Genomic DNA, 16,437 nt, shown 5'->3' on the forward strand with positions numbered 1-16,437 from the left:
TTGGTCTTTTCTGACAACTCCTAACCCTGCCCTACTGTTTTTGACGAAAGCCTACCAGCTTTTCCGACGATATTCGGAGGTAGGATACGGCGATGAAGGGTCACCGTAGGTATCATTGGGTAGAAAACCCGACTTAAGTACATAAGAAGCGACCACCTGCGTTGTATCGACCAGGCTAACGGGTTGCCCCTGAGCACCTGCTACAGCCTCCATACCCGGCCTAACGGTCTGAGTTGCCGGAACTGTTTTCTGAGCCACGGCTCTGGCCTGTTCGGCATGGTTGGCGGCAGCGCGGTCAGCAGCCGCTTTCTGGGCAGCTGCCCGTTCGGCCGCAGCAATTCGGGCGGCTTCCGCTTTTTGCTTATTATCGATATGCTTACCGATGGCATAACCGGCAGCGCCCCCGGCTACCCCACCAATGACACCCCCAACAGCCCGGTTCCGCTTATTGATAATGGCCCCGGCAGCTGCTCCAGCACCGACACCAATAGCTGTGCCTTTTGCCTGCGGGCTCCAGCGTCGTTTTGCATTTTTACCAATGGCGTATCCGGCTGCACCACCGGCCACGCCACCAACTACACCGCCCACAACGCGGTTCTGTTTATTGATGATGGCTCCCAGAGCGGCACCAGCACCAGCGCCAATCACAGCACCTTTTGTACCTGACCCCCAGCCTTTCACGGCCTGAGCCTCTGCAAATTGATTGAAGGGAATGACTGCCAACCCAACCAGGGCAACAATCTGATGTATGGTTTTCATAACAGTTTCTGTTTAATGGATACGATGGATGGTAATGTCCAAATAACCCAGACGATTACGTCATTGTTTTCTGTAAGACGATCTCAACACCCAAAGGTTTAATCAGATACACTTCGCCCATATAGTCAAAACGGTTCATCTGCAATTGAATCGCAGACTAGCAACAGCAAGAAAAAAAAACGCCGGATCTGCTCATGTTGGGCAGATCCGGCGACAAATGAACGGGCGATTTTTTTACAGGTTCCGCATCCAGACTTCACGGAGTTGCACCTGTTGCGGGGTAGCCTGAGGGTTCACCTCGAAGACAAATTGTTTGATGTTTGCCTTTTCCTGCATAGTCGCGTCAACCGTGCTGTCCTGACCATTCCGCCGAATGGTAATTTTGTAGGGATCACCCGCTTTCAACTGTTTTATGTCCGCCTGAATTTTCGCGACATTATCCATGTTGACAGTTGTGCCATTGAAGGCAATCCACTCGTCATTTTCCTGGATACCCGCCTTTTGCAGTGCTTCCGGTACCTTCGACAATACAAACTTCGAACCGTTAAATGATGCCTTCATACCCAGGGTGGGCACTTTCTCTCCACCGTCCATGGCGGGGATGTAGTTGATTCCCAGTTTACCGTAATACTCTTTAAACGGCAACGGCTCGGCAGCTTTCACATAACGATTGAAGAAATCCGCAATTTCAGGATACGTCTTCTTCGTGAACAGATCGAAGAACTCTTTCTCAGGAAACGCTTTATTCGGGCCAAACTCTGTAGCCAGTTCGTTGATCACTTCCCGCAGCCCCCGCGCTCCGTTCGACAACTCTAGCAAACGGATGTCAAGCAAACCGGCTACGAGTGCCCCACGGGCGTAAATATTGCCGTACTGTCGCTGTCCTTCGTCGGTATAACAGGTCAGTCCAAGCTTGCTCAGGCTATAGGTGGTGTCCAGACTTTTATCGTAAACGATTTTCTGCGTTTGCTCATTCAGGTAGGTTGGCAGGTCGATCAGTTTATCCCGCAATTGCATAGCATCGCTGGCCCATTCGGTTACGCCTTCGTACAGCCACAAATGCTCTGATGGTGTAGGGGTTACGAAATTAAACTGCTGAATGATCTCGCTGTGAATGTTCAGTGGCGTAACCACATGGAAAAATTCGTGAGCCGCAATGGAGGTCATGTTATCGGCCAGCTTTTTCGAGAACTCCTCCTCCCGAATCACGTATTCCGAACTGTACGAATGCTCCCAGGCCCCCCAGTCCTGATCTTCGAAGTGGTACAGAAACGTGTAACGTTTTACGGGCAACTGTTTCAGAAACTTCCCGGCTGCCGTAAGCATCGCCTGCATATTGTTCAGCAACTGATCCGACTTGATCTTATCGGTTTTCGAGTAGGTATACACATCTACCTGAGCCCCGGCCACCGTAGTACTCGCTTTGGTCAAGCGGCCCAGCAAAATCGGCGAATCGACAATCCGGTCGTAGTTGGCAGCTACGAAATTTCCTTTTTCGTTTTTTTCCAGCGCCGTACCGACAGTCCAATCGGTCGGATAGTTGAGTTTAACTTCTATAGGAGTTGCCTGCATCCCTGTTGGATAGCCGAATACGCCCTGCCCATTGATGAGTACGTGATCCTGCTCGATGGAAGTACCACACATATTGTAGGGTTTGTGCTCATTGACGGGCGTATCCCAGGTTTCGGCAATGCTATACCGAACCGTCCGAACCTGAGCGGGTTTGTCCAATTTCCACTGATTGGTCGAAATCTGTTCTGTTTTCACCTCACGCCCTTTGGCGTCAAAGGCTTTGAACGACCGAACATATCGGCCAATATCCATAATCTGATAGGTTCCGGGTGCGGTAGATGCAAATTGATAAATGGCATTGCCATCAGTTAAGCCTCTGACGTGCAGGGTTACCTTAAACTGGTCGTCGGCCCGGTCGTTGAGGTTGACCTCATAGCGTAAGGGCGTAGTTGGGTCGGCAATGGCAGATTGAAAAAACAGGACTGCAACAGCCGGAATCAAAAGGCGTATGATCTTCATGTACTATACTATTCTCGATGGATGAAGGACTATTTATGATGACTTGATGTATTCATCTATAACGTCTTTCCCGGTTTGAATTGGTATTGGTCGTTTGCTAAAACTTGTTAACGTTAACAAGATAGTGAACGTCGCAAATGCGATGAAATAAGCTCTTCTTTAACGGAGCTATAGTTGGATAAATGGTAAGCCTTCTTACCGCACCTTATCTATTTGTTTTATGTTCGACAGTAACGGGCACGATAGATTCGTATTTCAATTTATAATTCATACCTTTAACACAAATTAAGTTACATAAGCAGCTAAACATCATGGCAACGACAGCAGAGCGCCCGAAAAACATCGCCAAGCAAATGTTAGAGCGCAAAAAGCAAATTGAGGAATACCTAAAAAGTGGCGATGAGTCTAAAAAACCAGTTGGGGTTAAGTTCGTTAAGCCCTTTACCATACCCACTGAAGAACGTTGAGGAAGGCTTCATTTTTGAAACAGAATTCGGTACAACGTACGCCATTCGGTTTACAAATGACGCGGGCTATGTGTCTGAATCGTCATTTGCCCATGCAATATTCTCTTTCTCTATAACGCCTATAGCCGGGCTGGTCAAGCAAAAAGACCCACGTGTTGAACAAACCGTTATCAGGGCCATTCTTTTAACGTTTGAGGCTTTACCCGATGCGGTTATCAATTATGTCTGTAGCCTGGATAATGACCAGCAAATAGCCCGCAGCAGACTATTCCATAGGTGGTATCATAAGGCTGGGGCAACCCAGTTCGTCAAACTTGATTTTACGGATCACGAAAACAGAATTTATACCTCTGTCCTTTTTCGAAATAACCATCCGGCAGAGGAGGAAATACGGAACCGATTTACCGAATCCTTTGATAAATAGTTACCCTTATACAACTGATTCGGTGGCCTGGTTTTGATAGTTTTCAGACAACAGCCGATACGCACGGGAACGCATAGCCAGTATGGTAATTAACAGGCCAATCAGACCTGTTACGGTAAACAGTAATGCCAGCCCCCGGTCTTTGCCTGTACCAAACCAGCCGCCGATCAGGTCAACGCCCACACCAGTGGTCATAAACGGAATGAAAATATACTGCGCGATGGGCCCAATCATAAAGGCGGTTATGGGCGATGCCGCTTCTTCTACACTTTGTGCAAAGCCGAATACGCGTCCCTGCCGTTCGGGCGGCACCAATTTCTGCAATATCGTTTGCTCAGCCGCTTCAACAACCGGAATCAGACACAGATAGGTAAACATACCAATCGCCAGCAAGATAATCGACGCCTGAATGGTGAAGAAAACGCAGAGCGTCCACATAACGATGTTGCTGATAAACAGGGTTCGAAGCGGCCTGCTACCCAAACCAACCCGAGCAACAACCAATCCACCCATAATGAAACCCAGGCTCAGTACACCCCACAGAATACCCCACGTTTGCACCGACACCAACGACAGGCCATACGCATCCATCAGCGACATAAATACACCACCCAGGAAGTTGTTGAACATATTGAAAAAGATCAGTGCAAACAGCCCCTGACTCCCTTGCAGAACCCGTATCGTTCCGGGAATGTCGATGTGTTTGGTTTGTCCGTCAACGTGGGCAATTCCGGACTCGGGTATGGTAAGCGACACTAAATGAATAGCCGCCAGGAAGGTGAGCCCAATAGCCAGCACAAGCATCCAGAAAACGCCCAGAAATCCGATAATCAGTCCACTAAAAATTGAGGCAACCAGAAACGATACGCCGTTGGCTGTTCCGACCAGTCCATTGGCTTTATCCCGACCTTCTTCTGGAATCAATACCGTAACCAGCGTCGACAAGGCAATGGAGCGAATGTTCCCGGCAATTGCGCCCATCAGCGACACCACCACAAATACCCAGAGAATAGGGCTGGATGGATTCGTAAATGTCGATTGGGGGGTCGTTAAATAAATAGTCAGGGCAAGCGCATACAGCCCAAGCGATGCAATACTTGAGAGTAGCATCGCTCGCTTCTTCTTATACCGATCGACCAGGGAACCCAGAAAAAAGCCCGATAGCGCCACCGTACCCGAATAAACGCCTGCCATAACGGACGTTGCCACGACCGACTGAGTTTCCAGATACACCCAAAACGTAATCGCAAACCACACTGAGTTATTGGTTAACGAAGCCGTCAGTGAATTTACCAAGACGGCATAAAATGTTTTCATAATACCTGACTTTATCAAGTTTTCGCCAGCGCAGAGCCAATCAACACGTATTCCGCCCCCCTCCGCCTGCGCCCAAATTAAAAGATACAAAATAATGCAGGCCAGCATGAGACTATTCCTACAGCAGCCCGTCTAAGGGACAACTCACCAAAATAAGTCATTCACAATCAACCTTTAAAAACAGCCATGAAAAAAAGTACATCTACGCTGCAGGAAGAACTCGAAGATTTTCGAACAAAAATCAAAACAATGATTAGCCAATTGTATCGTGCGAATGTAACGAATCAACATGGCGAGGTAATGGCTGAAGCAACTTTGACCGAAGAATGGGAATACGAAGGTCAGGAATTAAATGCGATCACCGAACAGGGGTTAGCGTATATTATTGACAATAAAATTGACGAGATCTTCACCTGGGATGATCTCGAAACCGAATCGCTTATTGAAGTTGTGCAGATTCTGGAAGATAGAGAATTTGTTGAAAGTTAACACTAAACTCCCCTGACCGAGATGCTGGTCAGGGGAGTTTAGTTTATAGGCAATCTGCATGAATGCACCGGATACGATTCGCTCATGAAACACCGGCTTCGGCGGCTGGCTGTTCCTGATTGATAGCGCTGGGGTCCATGTAAATAATCTCCCACAAATGACCGTCCAGGTCTTGATAGCCATGGCTGTACATAAAACCCTGATCATCGGCCTCGCCGGGCGTGGTGGCACCTGCCGCAACGGCTTTACGCACCAGTTCATCGACCCCCTCGCGGCTGTCGGCCGACAGGCAGAGAATTGCCTCAGCAGCTTTTGAGGTATCTACGATTTCTTTTTTGGTAAAGCCCTGAAAAAACGGCTCAACGAGCAGCATCACATAGATATCTTCGCTGATAATCATGCAGGTACCGTTCTGATCGGTAAACTGTGGGTTGAATGTATACCCCACCTGTGTGAAGAATTCGACGGATTTTTGCAGGTTTTTAACGGGCAGGTTTACAAAGATTTTCGTTGCCATACGTAGTTGTATTTGATGTTTACGTAACAAAAATACCTCGAAAGCCCGAAAAAGGAGGAGGGTAAATGCGGCAATAAACGGGTCGATTGCGGCAACCTCACAGCGCACCTCTGCCCCTGTATTTTAAAGGGTCTACTAACTGTATATCGTATAAAAGCACACCCTTCAATATGCGGTATTTTACCTTCTCAGAAAGCCTAAATGCCCCGCGATACGCCTTTTATTCATCTATCTTTCCGAAAGGACATAATCAGCAGAGGAGTCAGCTTTTGTCCTACTACTCACCATTCCGATGGCCCAGCCCTCGCCACTAGTACTAATCAAAAATCCGTATTCGAGGCTTTCAGATCCAGGGGCTTGATCCAGATATTACGGTAGAATACGTCGTGGCCTTCGGCCTGGAGTTTTAAGCCGCCGGGCGTGTCGGTAATGCCTTTGCCGCCGTCGTTGCCCCCATCAATGCCGGAATTAGGCCCGCCCCATACCTGACTGATTTTCTGATTGCTATGCACCTTTTTACCGTTGAAGTACATGGTTACCATAGCCGGTTCGACCCGCTTGCCATTTTCAAATCGAGCGGCCCGAAACTGAATATCATACGCATTCCACTTCCCAACGCCATTGTAGGCATAATACGGCGATGGCGTTTCGTTGATTACTGCCGCCAGGCCATGGCTGGTGGAGTCGCCGTCCAATACCTGAATTTCGTAACGATTCTGCAAATACACCCCACTATTACCACCGGGTTTGCTGATGTAAAACTCGATATGCAGTCGAAAATCGCGGAAGGTCTCTTTCGTAACAATATCCGCAGAACCATATTTCCCCCCCGCAGCCGCTGGGTCGTTGGTATTCATAACTGTACCCGGCCCAGCTGGGTCTTTCTCTATTTTCCACTTGATGGGTAACGTGGCCGCCAGTCGTGGGCCTTCCCAATAGGTCCATTTCTCATCGAGCATTTTCCGGGAACCGTCAAACAGCACTTCGGCTCCTTTGGCAGGTTTCGCCCCAACGCCAATCTGCGCCAGCGACTTTGTCAAGACAAGGCCGGTCAATGCGGTGAGTAAAAGAGCCTGACGAATCATGGATGACTTCACAACAACGAGTTTCATGAGAAAATAGCGACGGGTTTATATGTGTTACCATAAGCCGCTAATTGGTTGTATTTACCCGTTTCGGCTCAGCTTACTGTCTTATCATTAGCGAGTGGATTCTGATGGAAGATTTCTTCCAGTCGGGCAAACAGGGCCGGGTGCTTTTCCTGTAACAGATCAGGTCGTTTGAAAAAATATTCCGACACGACGGCGAAGAACTCCGCTTCGTTTGTGATACCATACGGATCAATGTCCGACCGATTGGCCCTGATGTCCTGAATACTTTTGTGAATGAGCTGTAGCCACGGTTTAATGTGGTCTTTTTCCAGTAGGTATTCCGGTAAACCATCGGTAGCCCCATCGACCTTATCCAGCAGATGCACAAACTCATGGATACCGGTATTTCCTTTGCTGGTTTTGTTGGCAAAGCCTTCATGCAAAGCTGGTTTCGACAAAACCATTGTACTTTGTAAGGCTCCCCCTTCGCCTACCATGCCCAGTATCATTCGATTATCGCCCTCAGTCTGATAATCCTCATTGAATCGGTCGGCATACAGCAATACGTTCGTGAGCGGGTAGTACCAATCCGTAAATCCAAATATGGGAATGATAGCACTACTGGCAACCAGCACTTTATCCAGTTCGTCGACCGTCGTTCCAACGCCTTCGATGCGGACGGTGCTCAAAAAATGAGCCACTCGCTTTTCAAATTCTTTCTTGCGATCATCAGGCAGTGACCGATAATAAGCCACATGTTGCTGCAAAAGTTGCGGATAGGTTGCAGCAATGGCCGACGTATCGATCGTTCGGGGCCGGGCATACTGCCAGATAACCCAGCCCAGCAGCAATAAAACAGGTATACTTATTAGAAAAACCATTGCGTAAAATTAACTGTAAGCTGGTCACGCTAACAGGCTAAGCCAGGCCAAGACTGTTTATAACTGATTGATTTTTAGACCAACCTGTGATTCAACCTTAATCAGGGCCTGAATACCATCGGGTCGGATGGCTATTTTCTGGGGTACAAACCGAAACGAATGAATGTTCAGATCGGTCTTTTTCCCCGCTCCTCCACTCTCGAAAGCTTCGTTAATTTTGCGAGGCAACTGTGCAATGTCGTCTCCCAACCGAATGGTCAGCAACTGCTTCAGTATGAGTTGTAAGGGTTTGTGCCAGACGGGTTTAGTACTCCTGGCCAACCAGTTGTTGGTTTGGGCATCGAAATCCAGATCATTCACGTTCAGCGTGTTGGTTAAGGTATCAAATTCGGGCCTTCCCCGCAGATAAACCGGCCCATCGACCAGTCCATCCATATCGACTTTCACAATCAAAGCCTGTTGCGCTCCATACACCGACACGCCTTTTACCGTAACCGACCCTAACGCCATTTTTTTGGGCTGTTTACTGATGGTGAGTTTCATGATGCGATTAATATCGGCATAGGGAATAAAACTCATCAGGTGTAAATCGGACACCTGCGAAACCGTGTCGCGTTTCTGTAGCCGGGGTAGTTCCGTTTTAGGGTGTACGGGTGGGCTGGGTTTCAGTTCGGTTTTCGTCCGAAACGCCATGCGGATGTGGGTCGTCAACTGGCGGGCATCACCGGTGACGGGCCCAGCCGCTACACTAACGGGTATCGGCACCAGCCACAGGCCATAATCTCGGTTGATAAGCAGCGGTTTTTGTAAGTCACGCCAGATCGGCTTTACCATGTTGTCGAGCCTTAAATCCCGATGAATAGCCGAATCGATCATGGTTTCAATATCCGTCCGGTGTTTATCAAGGATGTCCTGGGCAACCTTCGCCAATGAAATCTCTTTGCCCAGCACACGTACTTCCGGCTCTTTAATCCAGGTGTAGTCAGTGAATTTGGTCTGGCTGTTGAGTCGCCAGTTAGAGGTTACCTGAATAGGGGTCTGAAAATTAACGTGAAGCGCACAAAATGGCTTTTTAGGGGGAGTCGTATCTTTACTGAAGGGTTTGGTAAGCCACATTTGCAGCGGAGCCGACAAGCTGACTTTCTGATTGGCATACTGCACCTGAACAGGACCTAACCGTTTGACCCGAAACGACATAAAGCCTTTTACTTTACCGTCTTTTGTTTGCTTGCCGATCAATACCGGATCTAACTCCCGGTTGATTTTCTCCTGAAGTTCGCCTAATTGAAAAACGATTGGTCCGGCTACATACGACATGGTTTCGGGTATAGGCGGATCGAAGCCTTCGGCCTGTGGAGGCTGGGCTTTTTTGGTCTGGCAATGGCTCAGCAGCAGAACCATTACAAAACTGAAACATCCATGAAGTAGTGATGGTGACTTTGTCATTATTGATTGAACTAGCCAGCCTAAAAAGCGCATGTTCAATCAATAATAACCGTCCTTGTTTCGAGTTGTTTTTCTGTCTGTACCAAAGACCCCTGAAAGCCAGCCTTTGAACGGGCGGTTCAATTCTTCGGTTTATGGCACCATGCTTAGAAACATACACAAAACGAATCGAAAAAATACGCCGAATCGTCTCAGCCTGCGTGTCATATCAGTGCTTTCGGTTATCTTTCTGAACTTGAATTCACTAGTCGTATGCCATCACGTCGTTCGTTCTTACAGGCGGGTAGCCTGGCCCCTTTTCTTTCGTTACTTCCTGCAGCAACTCCTCCGGCCCTTATCAAACCCGCTCGCTTAAAACCAGGCGACACTGTTGGTTTGTTTTGTCCGGCCGCACCCGCCTACAGTCAGGAAACGGTAAAAATCGCTCAGGAATCGCTATTGGCACTTGGCTTCCAAACCAAACTCGGACCGCATATTTACGACCGATACGGCTACTTGGCTGGCCGCGATGCCGACCGTGCCTCAGATTTACATGCCTTTTTCAACGATCAGAGCGTGAAAGCCATTATGGCCATTCATGGCGGCTGGGGTTGCGCACGGTTGTTGTCGTTGCTGGATTATGACCTGATTCAGCGCAATCCGAAAGTAGTCATCGGCTATAGCGACGTAACGGCCTTACTGCTGGCTATATACGCCAAAACCGGATTGGTAACGCTACACGGCCCGGTGGGATCAGCGACGTTCAATGCCTATACGGTCGATTGGTTCAAACGGCTCCTGATGGATGGCGAAGCGCTGACGATGCGTAACCCAACTGAAAAAGGCGACAATCTTACCCAGGTACAGGACCGAATTACCACCTTGCGGCCTGGTTTAGCGCGGGGGCGTCTGGTGGGCGGTAATCTGACCGTACTGAGTCACCTGATTGGCTCGCCTTACTTACCCGACTGGAAAAATACCATTCTATTTCTGGAAGACACACACGAGGACATCTACCGCGTAGACCGGATGCTAACCCACCTTAAACTGGCAGGTATTCTGAACCAGATAGCCGGGTTTGTGTTCGGCAAATGCAGCGATTGCAACCCTAGCAACGGTGGCTACGGCTCCCTCACACTCGATGACATTCTGACCGAACACATCATCCCCTTGAACAAACCGGCTTTTTCGGGTGCGATGATCGGCCACATCCGTGATAAATTTACCGTCCCATTGGGTATCGACGCCGAAATTGACGCAACCGCCGGGACCATCCGACTGCTGGAATCGGCAGTCAGTTAACGTACTTGTTTAACGCCTAACCCCATCTTATGACTCAGGAACACGGAAACCCCGAATTACTCAAGGAATTACTTCATTATCAGATGCCTTTTGGCAAATATAAAGGCCAGTTGATTCGGGCGTTGCCCGTTTCGTATCTGGAATGGTTTGCCCAAAAAGGGTTTCCAGCGGGTAAACTGGGTATGCTACTGCAAACCATGTACGAAATCAAATTGAACGGACTAGACTACTTGCTGGACGAATTGACCCGGATTCAGAGAAGAGGATAATTTTATAAACGAAGCAACGAAGCCAATTAATTACAGTACCGTTTAGCCCTTATTAAGGCATTATGAACATACCCACTAGACTAATTGTTGAAATATTGCTACCTATTATAAGCTGTCTATTTTTAAGCAACAGCTACGCCCAGCAAGGCAATCCTCCTCCCTGTACAGACGTACAGCAAGTCACGATAGCGACTGACTCAATAAAACAAAAAATCCTTTTTGAGTTTATTCAGAACTGTGTCAAAGAACAATGGTTTAATACGAATTATGATAAAGGCATTGTCCATTTATACGAATTCCATAACTCCGAAAATAAGCTCTGTTGGATACTTTCTGCTACGATTGACGATATTTACAAAAACAACCCCCCTTTACGGTTCTCCGACTTTAGAGGGGATATTATTTTAGTTTATGATGCTGATTCAACAGGGCGTGTCGTAAAAACGACAGCCGATAAAGCTGTTCTAAACCGTTGTCTGGAACAAATTATTGGCGATCGAGTATTCACGCGCCCAACCACTAGAAGACGCTGGACAAGTGATGTTCTTCCGTATATCAATAGAAAGCGAAATGAAGGAAATCGACGATTCAGTACGGGGGGCGGAGGGAGTACTCTAGTTATCTTTGAGAAGGACGGTACCTATAAACTATCCCGTTTCGGCTAACCCAGTAAGTAGCCGTATCGCACCTATCACTTCTTGTCCTCGTCTTTCGGCTTCTGAGAAGGAGATTTCCAGAAATCGGGCGTCCCGTATTTCCCTTTCGCTACGTCGCCACCATACAGCACTGAGTTTAGTAGAACCCGGTATGTTCCCAACGGCTGTCCACGCCATTGCGGCCGGAACCCGATCAGAACGACATGCCCTCTCCCCTGCTGCACATCCAGCGAAGCCGCATAGCCTTGCAGGTATTTTTCGCCCAGCAGATAGCCTGACCGCAACGGCGATCCCGTGGAGGCAAACTTTGCCAAGGCCTGCCCTTTGAATCCGTCAAGCGTGGCAAAAACCGGGCTTCCGTCCACAAACACGGCGGCTTTGCCAGGCATCCCTGCCATCACCGGATGCGTTGGGTCAGTTTCGACTTCAAGCAATGAACCACCCGTGAAAAAATCCTTGCGAGCGACCCCGGCAACTACGTTTTTGACGGGTAGATGCAGGGCCTCAATAGCATAGTCACAACTGGCGTTCAGGCAAACGAGTGTTCCTCCCTGGCTCACAAATTTGGTTAGACTAGCACTACCCAATTCCCCTAAACCACCCTCGTAAGCGGGCGGAACCGCTCCCTTTGCAAACCCATTTTTAATCGTTTGTGGTCGATCGGAAGCCATCACAATTACATCGAAACGGTCGCTCAGATCATTTTCCTGCATATCGGTATTGGTGATGGTCGCAAAGGGAAGGTCGAACTGCTCCAGCACCCATTCGGTCCAACCGGCATCCATACTGGCCGTCCAGGGCTTGTAGAGGGCAATGCGGGGCTTTACGGTTGCTCCACTGGCGTTGGCTGTGCGTTCAGCCGTAATGCCGAGATCTTTCACCCATTGTTCCAGCGTAGTAGTATTAACGCCACTGACGGCATACCGCTGACTATCCGATTGGAACTTAACGGTTCCGCCCGATTTCAATGCCCGGCCAATAAGCTTGAACGAATTATTCTGAATAGGGCTTACCAGCGCAGTCGTTCCCGAACCCGTCAACCGCCCTTCCGGAGCGTTGATCCCGGCCGAAACCGGATTCGTATCGAAGCCAATACCCGCCACAAAATCGGCGGGTGTCGCATCTTTTTTATCATCCTTCTGCCAGTCTTTGGCCGTACCTGATACCAGCTGAATGGCGGCTTTCTGATCGGCCGTGAGTGGCGTCATGGCGGGTTGAACGTTCAGTTCAAATTGCAGGGGCAACGTCCAGCCAGCTGCATCGTAGGGCTGTTCGGGAGGGCCGCCCGGAAACTCCCGCAGATCAGGATAAACCTGTACGTCCAGCAGTTGCCGGGTCAGTTCGGCATACTCCTGATTCATCGGAATTACCCAGGTCCCTTTGGGGTAGGTGTGGCCGTTATGCTGAATTTCTTTGGTCAACTGTCCGATTCGGATGCCATGAAAGGCCAGTCGGCGCAGGAGTTCAACAGGCCGCACCGAGTCACGTTGTTTCTGCGGAATAAAATAGGCGTAGGGAGGCTCCTGTTCGTACTTCTGGATGGTGTTTCGACCAGCCTGATACCGATTGTACAGCAGCACATCGCTGTATTTGGCGGCATAGTCGAGCGTAGCCAGCGAAGCCGTTTCCATGTACGCCATCGCATCGCTGATCCGCCACCAGCCTCCCGGCCACGGACTCGAATACAAGGATTCGACCCGTAACTCTTTTTTGTCCTGTGGGAAATCGCGGATGGTGTAAAAATGCGGAGTCGCATAGTTATAGAGCGCCGTTTCAGTCCAGAACGACGGGATATTCTGCATCACCGGCATGTAGTCGATATACCCCGGATACCAGGCGTCGAAGCCCGTTCCCATGTGTGTAGCGCCTTTCTGTCCGTTGCTTTCGAGCGCCTGCGCCATCGCCATTCCAATCATATTCACCTCACGGGCAATGATGGGTGGCGTTTGGGGCGCAACGGGTTCGGCAAAGGGTGGTAGCCAGATCCGGGTCGGAAACGGGGAGGTCTGATGATGCACAAAAATGATGTTCGGTTCCCACTCGCGCCAGGTACGGGCCACCACCCGCGACTCGATCATGTTGAGCATATAGGCGTCGCGGTTGTTGTCGTGTCCCACATATTTCTGGTACAAAAACGGTGGTGGCGCAATTTCGTAAGGCGTACCCACATTCGATTTGTACCAGTCGCCAATCATGGTCTGGCCGTCGGGATTGAGCGACGGCCACAGGAGCAGAATCACATTATCCAGAATAGCCTTCGTTTTCGGCTCCGACGCTTTACTGAGCATGTCATAGGCCAGAGAAATAGTATGCTGTGCCCCAGCCACTTCCGATGCGTGCAAACCACCGTCGATATGCACCAGGGGCTTGCCTTCCAGCGATAGTTTTTTCGCTTCTTCGTCGGTAAGGCCAGCCGGATGAGCCAGCCGTTGCGCAATGCTGCGGTATTTGTCGATATTAGCCAGGTTCTGGGGCGACGAAATCAGAGCGAAATACCACGGTCGTCCTTCGGAAGTTTCGCCCACGTAGACCAGTTTGAGCATATCGCTAGCCTCATCGAGCTTTTTGAAATAACTCAGTGCCTGTTCATACGTAGCGAGCTTATAATCGGCTCCGACTGGAAAACCGAGCGTTTCTTCAGGTTTGGGAATGGGCTTTTGCTGAGCGATACTTGCCAAACCAGTCAGCAGATACAAACCAATCATGAGCAGGCTCAATTGCCTGCGTAAGTACACGTTTTTTAGCATAGTTCAGGTTGTAGATTTCCCCTTTTCCGGCGAATACACAACCCAAAGGCATATGCACCGAACAAGGGAATTTTATTCGGCAATTTACCGAAACTACGGAATTTATATAAACCAAATAGAATACAGATTATTAAAATGACGCTACTCTTTGCTATGCCTCACATTGCTGATGTAGACGTGTACATTCTCGGCATCGTCGGTCATGTTTCGCCAGGTGATGGTGTTAAACTGGATGCCGGGCGACATCATACAGTACTCGCAGGGTTTTCCGTACTTACTTTTGAAGTCGGATGAGGTGGCAAACGGCTTGTTATTCAGGAACAGGGTTACCTCATTTCCTTTCTTCTGAAGCTTGATATGTACACTAGTCTGTCGATTGGTGAAAAACGGAAGCGGCTGTTCCGACTGCCCGCCAGCCTCAACATAAGTGTTCGATTTCACCAGCGGGTAACTTACCAACTCGATCTTGGCCAGCCCCCGGTAGTTGTTGTTACGATAATCGGCTTCGTTACCCGCCGTGATCTGAAGTTTTAGCTGCGTGTAGGCACTTTTGCGGTCACCTTTCAGTCCGCCAGTCAATTCCAGTTCAACAGCACCACCCGTTCGGGTGCTAAACTCATCGGTGGCGATGTCATACTCCAGCGAGAAATTTTCGGGTAGTGGTTTAGGCAGAACTGTCGGGTCTACTTTGTTGTTGATACCCAGTTGCAGCCATTTGCCAGGCAGGTTCTTCACCGTAGTTACCAGCGACGCTTTCCCGTACGACGAAAAATACCAGCCTGCTGGTCGCGCTCCGGGCTGATTAACCGAAAAATCGTCCAGAAATACGACTCCGGCGGGTAACGATGCGCTGGTAGCGGCTGTATTTTTCCAATACGCCCGTTTGCTGTAATTGGCCAGGGTTTGCTTCAACAGCTCTTCGTTGACCGGGCGATAAGGCTGTCCTTTCACCTTGTCGGGATCGAAAAAATAATTGTATACGTACTCGAAATTGAAATGCTCCGAAATAGCCCGGTATAATTCATACTCCTTCCGGCCGTTCTCGTTCGTTGCATACGGGAAGTGAATGGCTATCCATTGCGGCTGATCGGTTTGGCATTTTTCATAGATTGACGGCTCGTAGGTATACACGCCATATTCATGCTTCAAATTCTTTGAGAATTGATCAATCTGAAACGGGTCTAACGAACCCTCGACCGTATAGATCGTGGGCTGCATATCCCGAATAACAGCCGGTTCGTTTAATCGATTGGCGTATTGATCGCGTAGCACTTTAAGTTTTTCCCGATACGTTTTTACCTTTTCACGCTCCAACGCCATCACCTCTGCTCGCGCCTGTTCGTTGCTGAACTGACCAACCACATCTTCTTTTTTACGCTGCAAATGCCGGTCAAACGACTCATCCGAAAGCTGGAGAAACTCCCCTTTTGTCAGTTGACGGAGGGGCAATTTATTTCCCGGAACCAGATAAACCGTGATACCATTACTGGTCATCGTGGTCAGGTATTTACCCATATTGGGGTGGCTTTTCGGGTTGGCATCCTTAAATTTCTTCTTAAAAAAATCGGTGTCCATATACCCATCAGGCAGCTGCGTAAAGACGTATTGAGAAGGCGTGTTGAGGTAGTAAGCCGGATTGATGTCAAACACCACATTGGCCGCAATCTGAAACGGCACCCAGGTTTCATCGACAGGTTTCAGACGCCCCTGCTTGTCTCTCACATCCAGTTCAGCATTATACGCCTGAAAGAAAACGCCGTAAGCCTGCGGAAAATAGTCATCCTTTTTGGCATAATACCGTTTTTTGAACACGCCTAGTCCCCCAACGGGTATGTAGGATTGCTGCATCCACTGTACAAACAGGTTGTTAATTTCCTGCTGCCGGATTGAAAACGTTTTGCCACCACTCAGCAAAGGCTTCACGGGTTTGTCGGCGGGCGTAAGCTTAGTGTACCATCCCATTACACTATCTTCAAGCACCTGCTTTTCGCTGTGCTGCGCAGTGGCAATCGAGAAACAGGCTAAACACCCCAGCAGCAACAGGCAATTTTTCATGGGTAGT

15 protein-coding genes are annotated in these 16,437 nt (G+C 49.1%); 6 read left to right on the forward strand and 9 right to left on the reverse strand.

Going from position 1 to position 16,437, the window contains the following annotated elements; all coding sequences use genetic code 11:
- Positions 1 to 51 precede the first annotated feature (51 nt).
- Together BGO59_RS05160 and BGO59_RS05165 are read right to left on the reverse strand one after the other, a co-directional pair.
- Positions 52 to 759, reverse strand: coding sequence for a glycine zipper domain-containing protein (locus tag BGO59_RS05160; RefSeq protein ID WP_293681574.1), 708 nt, complete (start codon positions 757 to 759; stop codon positions 52 to 54).
- Between the two features lie 234 nt (positions 760 to 993).
- On the reverse strand, positions 994 to 2,790 hold the full coding sequence (locus BGO59_RS05165; RefSeq protein WP_293681577.1) for a peptidase: 1,797 nt from the start codon (positions 2,788 to 2,790) through the stop codon (positions 994 to 996).
- 311 nt (positions 2,791 to 3,101) lie between these two features.
- On the opposite strand from BGO59_RS05165, the gene BGO59_RS05170 reads away from it, so the two are divergent.
- Together BGO59_RS05170 and BGO59_RS05175 are read left to right on the forward strand one after the other, a co-directional pair.
- Complete coding sequence (locus BGO59_RS05170) at positions 3,102 to 3,257, forward strand: hypothetical protein (RefSeq protein ID WP_293681664.1); 156 nt, start codon at positions 3,102 to 3,104, stop codon at positions 3,255 to 3,257.
- Complete coding sequence (locus tag BGO59_RS05175; protein WP_293681580.1) at positions 3,190 to 3,681, forward strand: DUF6169 family protein; 492 nt, start codon at positions 3,190 to 3,192, stop codon at positions 3,679 to 3,681. The genes BGO59_RS05170 and BGO59_RS05175 overlap by 68 nt, the downstream gene beginning before the upstream one ends.
- Positions 3,682 to 3,687: 6 nt before the next feature.
- Here BGO59_RS05175 and BGO59_RS05180 read toward each other — a convergent pair whose 3' ends face one another.
- Complete coding sequence (locus BGO59_RS05180) at positions 3,688 to 4,998, reverse strand: MFS transporter (protein ID WP_293681583.1); 1,311 nt, start codon at positions 4,996 to 4,998, stop codon at positions 3,688 to 3,690.
- Between the two features lie 186 nt (positions 4,999 to 5,184).
- Between BGO59_RS05180 and BGO59_RS05185 the strand changes: the two genes are divergently transcribed.
- Positions 5,185 to 5,487 (forward strand): hypothetical protein, encoded by a 303-nt coding sequence (locus BGO59_RS05185; protein ID WP_293681586.1) that lies wholly within the window; start codon positions 5,185 to 5,187, stop codon positions 5,485 to 5,487.
- An 82-nt stretch (positions 5,488 to 5,569) separates the two neighbouring features.
- On the opposite strand, the gene BGO59_RS05190 is transcribed toward BGO59_RS05185, so the two are convergent.
- The 4 genes from BGO59_RS05190 to BGO59_RS05205 form a co-directional block, all read right to left on the reverse strand.
- Entirely contained in the window at positions 5,570 to 6,004 is a 435-nt protein-coding gene (locus BGO59_RS05190) for a VOC family protein (RefSeq protein WP_293681589.1), read from the reverse strand.
- A gap of 320 nt (positions 6,005 to 6,324) precedes the next feature.
- A complete protein-coding gene (locus tag BGO59_RS05195; RefSeq protein WP_293681592.1) occupies positions 6,325 to 7,116 on the reverse strand; it encodes a DUF1080 domain-containing protein in 792 nt (263 codons plus the stop codon).
- Positions 7,117 to 7,184: 68 nt separating this feature from the next.
- Entirely contained in the window at positions 7,185 to 7,976 is a 792-nt protein-coding gene (locus BGO59_RS05200; protein ID WP_293681595.1) for a zinc-dependent peptidase, read from the reverse strand.
- Between the two features lie 57 nt (positions 7,977 to 8,033).
- Positions 8,034 to 9,422: a DUF4403 family protein gene (locus BGO59_RS05205; RefSeq protein WP_293681598.1), complete on the reverse strand. Its 1,389-nt coding sequence runs from the start codon at positions 9,420 to 9,422 to the stop codon at positions 8,034 to 8,036.
- Positions 9,423 to 9,674: 252 nt separating this feature from the next.
- On the opposite strand from BGO59_RS05205, the gene BGO59_RS05210 reads away from it, so the two are divergent.
- The 3 genes from BGO59_RS05210 (at position 9,675) to BGO59_RS05220 (ending at position 11,637) form a co-directional block, all read left to right on the forward strand.
- Positions 9,675 to 10,703, forward strand: a complete 1,029-nt coding sequence (locus tag BGO59_RS05210) for an LD-carboxypeptidase (protein ID WP_293681601.1) — start codon at positions 9,675 to 9,677, stop codon at positions 10,701 to 10,703.
- A 29-nt stretch (positions 10,704 to 10,732) separates the two neighbouring features.
- On the forward strand, positions 10,733 to 10,972 hold the full coding sequence (locus BGO59_RS05215) for a DUF3820 family protein (protein ID WP_293681604.1): 240 nt from the start codon (positions 10,733 to 10,735) through the stop codon (positions 10,970 to 10,972).
- Positions 10,973 to 11,034: 62 nt separating this feature from the next.
- A complete protein-coding gene (locus BGO59_RS05220; protein ID WP_293681607.1) occupies positions 11,035 to 11,637 on the forward strand; it encodes a hypothetical protein in 603 nt (200 codons plus the stop codon).
- A 26-nt stretch (positions 11,638 to 11,663) separates the two neighbouring features.
- On the opposite strand, the gene BGO59_RS05225 is transcribed toward BGO59_RS05220, so the two are convergent.
- Positions 11,664 to 14,375, reverse strand: a complete 2,712-nt coding sequence (locus tag BGO59_RS05225; RefSeq protein WP_293681610.1) for a M14 metallopeptidase family protein — start codon at positions 14,373 to 14,375, stop codon at positions 11,664 to 11,666.
- Positions 14,376 to 14,516: 141 nt separating this feature from the next.
- Positions 14,517 to 16,430, reverse strand: a complete 1,914-nt coding sequence (locus BGO59_RS05230) for a hypothetical protein (protein WP_293681613.1) — start codon at positions 16,428 to 16,430, stop codon at positions 14,517 to 14,519.
- Positions 16,431 to 16,437: the final 7 nt, after the last annotated feature.

This window comes from Spirosoma sp. 48-14 (assembly GCF_001898575.1).
Classification (GTDB): Bacteria; Bacteroidota; Bacteroidia; order Cytophagales; family Spirosomataceae; genus Spirosoma.

Bases quoted from the DNA above. Each gene is read 5' to 3' on its own strand.
- BGO59_RS05160 (WP_293681574.1), bottom strand. From the start codon at position 759: ATGAAAACCATACATCAGATTGTTGCCCTGGTTGGGTTGGCAGTCATT.
- BGO59_RS05165 (WP_293681577.1), bottom strand. From the start codon at position 2,790: ATGAAGATCATACGCCTTTTGATTCCGGCTGTTGCAGTCCTGTTTTTT.
- BGO59_RS05170 (WP_293681664.1), top strand. From the start codon at position 3,102: ATGGCAACGACAGCAGAGCGCCCGAAAAACATCGCCAAGCAAATGTTA.
- BGO59_RS05175 (WP_293681580.1), top strand. From the start codon at position 3,190: ATGAGTCTAAAAAACCAGTTGGGGTTAAGTTCGTTAAGCCCTTTACCA.
- BGO59_RS05180 (WP_293681583.1), bottom strand. From the start codon at position 4,998: ATGAAAACATTTTATGCCGTCTTGGTAAATTCACTGACGGCTTCGTTA.
- BGO59_RS05185 (WP_293681586.1), top strand. From the start codon at position 5,185: ATGAAAAAAAGTACATCTACGCTGCAGGAAGAACTCGAAGATTTTCGA.
- BGO59_RS05190 (WP_293681589.1), bottom strand. From the start codon at position 6,004: ATGGCAACGAAAATCTTTGTAAACCTGCCCGTTAAAAACCTGCAAAAA.
- BGO59_RS05195 (WP_293681592.1), bottom strand. From the start codon at position 7,116: ATGAAACTCGTTGTTGTGAAGTCATCCATGATTCGTCAGGCTCTTTTA.
- BGO59_RS05200 (WP_293681595.1), bottom strand. From the start codon at position 7,976: ATGGTTTTTCTAATAAGTATACCTGTTTTATTGCTGCTGGGCTGGGTT.
- BGO59_RS05205 (WP_293681598.1), bottom strand. From the start codon at position 9,422: ATGACAAAGTCACCATCACTACTTCATGGATGTTTCAGTTTTGTAATG.
- BGO59_RS05210 (WP_293681601.1), top strand. From the start codon at position 9,675: ATGCCATCACGTCGTTCGTTCTTACAGGCGGGTAGCCTGGCCCCTTTT.
- BGO59_RS05215 (WP_293681604.1), top strand. From the start codon at position 10,733: ATGACTCAGGAACACGGAAACCCCGAATTACTCAAGGAATTACTTCAT.
- BGO59_RS05220 (WP_293681607.1), top strand. From the start codon at position 11,035: ATGAACATACCCACTAGACTAATTGTTGAAATATTGCTACCTATTATA.
- BGO59_RS05225 (WP_293681610.1), bottom strand. From the start codon at position 14,375: ATGCTAAAAAACGTGTACTTACGCAGGCAATTGAGCCTGCTCATGATT.
- BGO59_RS05230 (WP_293681613.1), bottom strand. From the start codon at position 16,430: ATGAAAAATTGCCTGTTGCTGCTGGGGTGTTTAGCCTGTTTCTCGATT.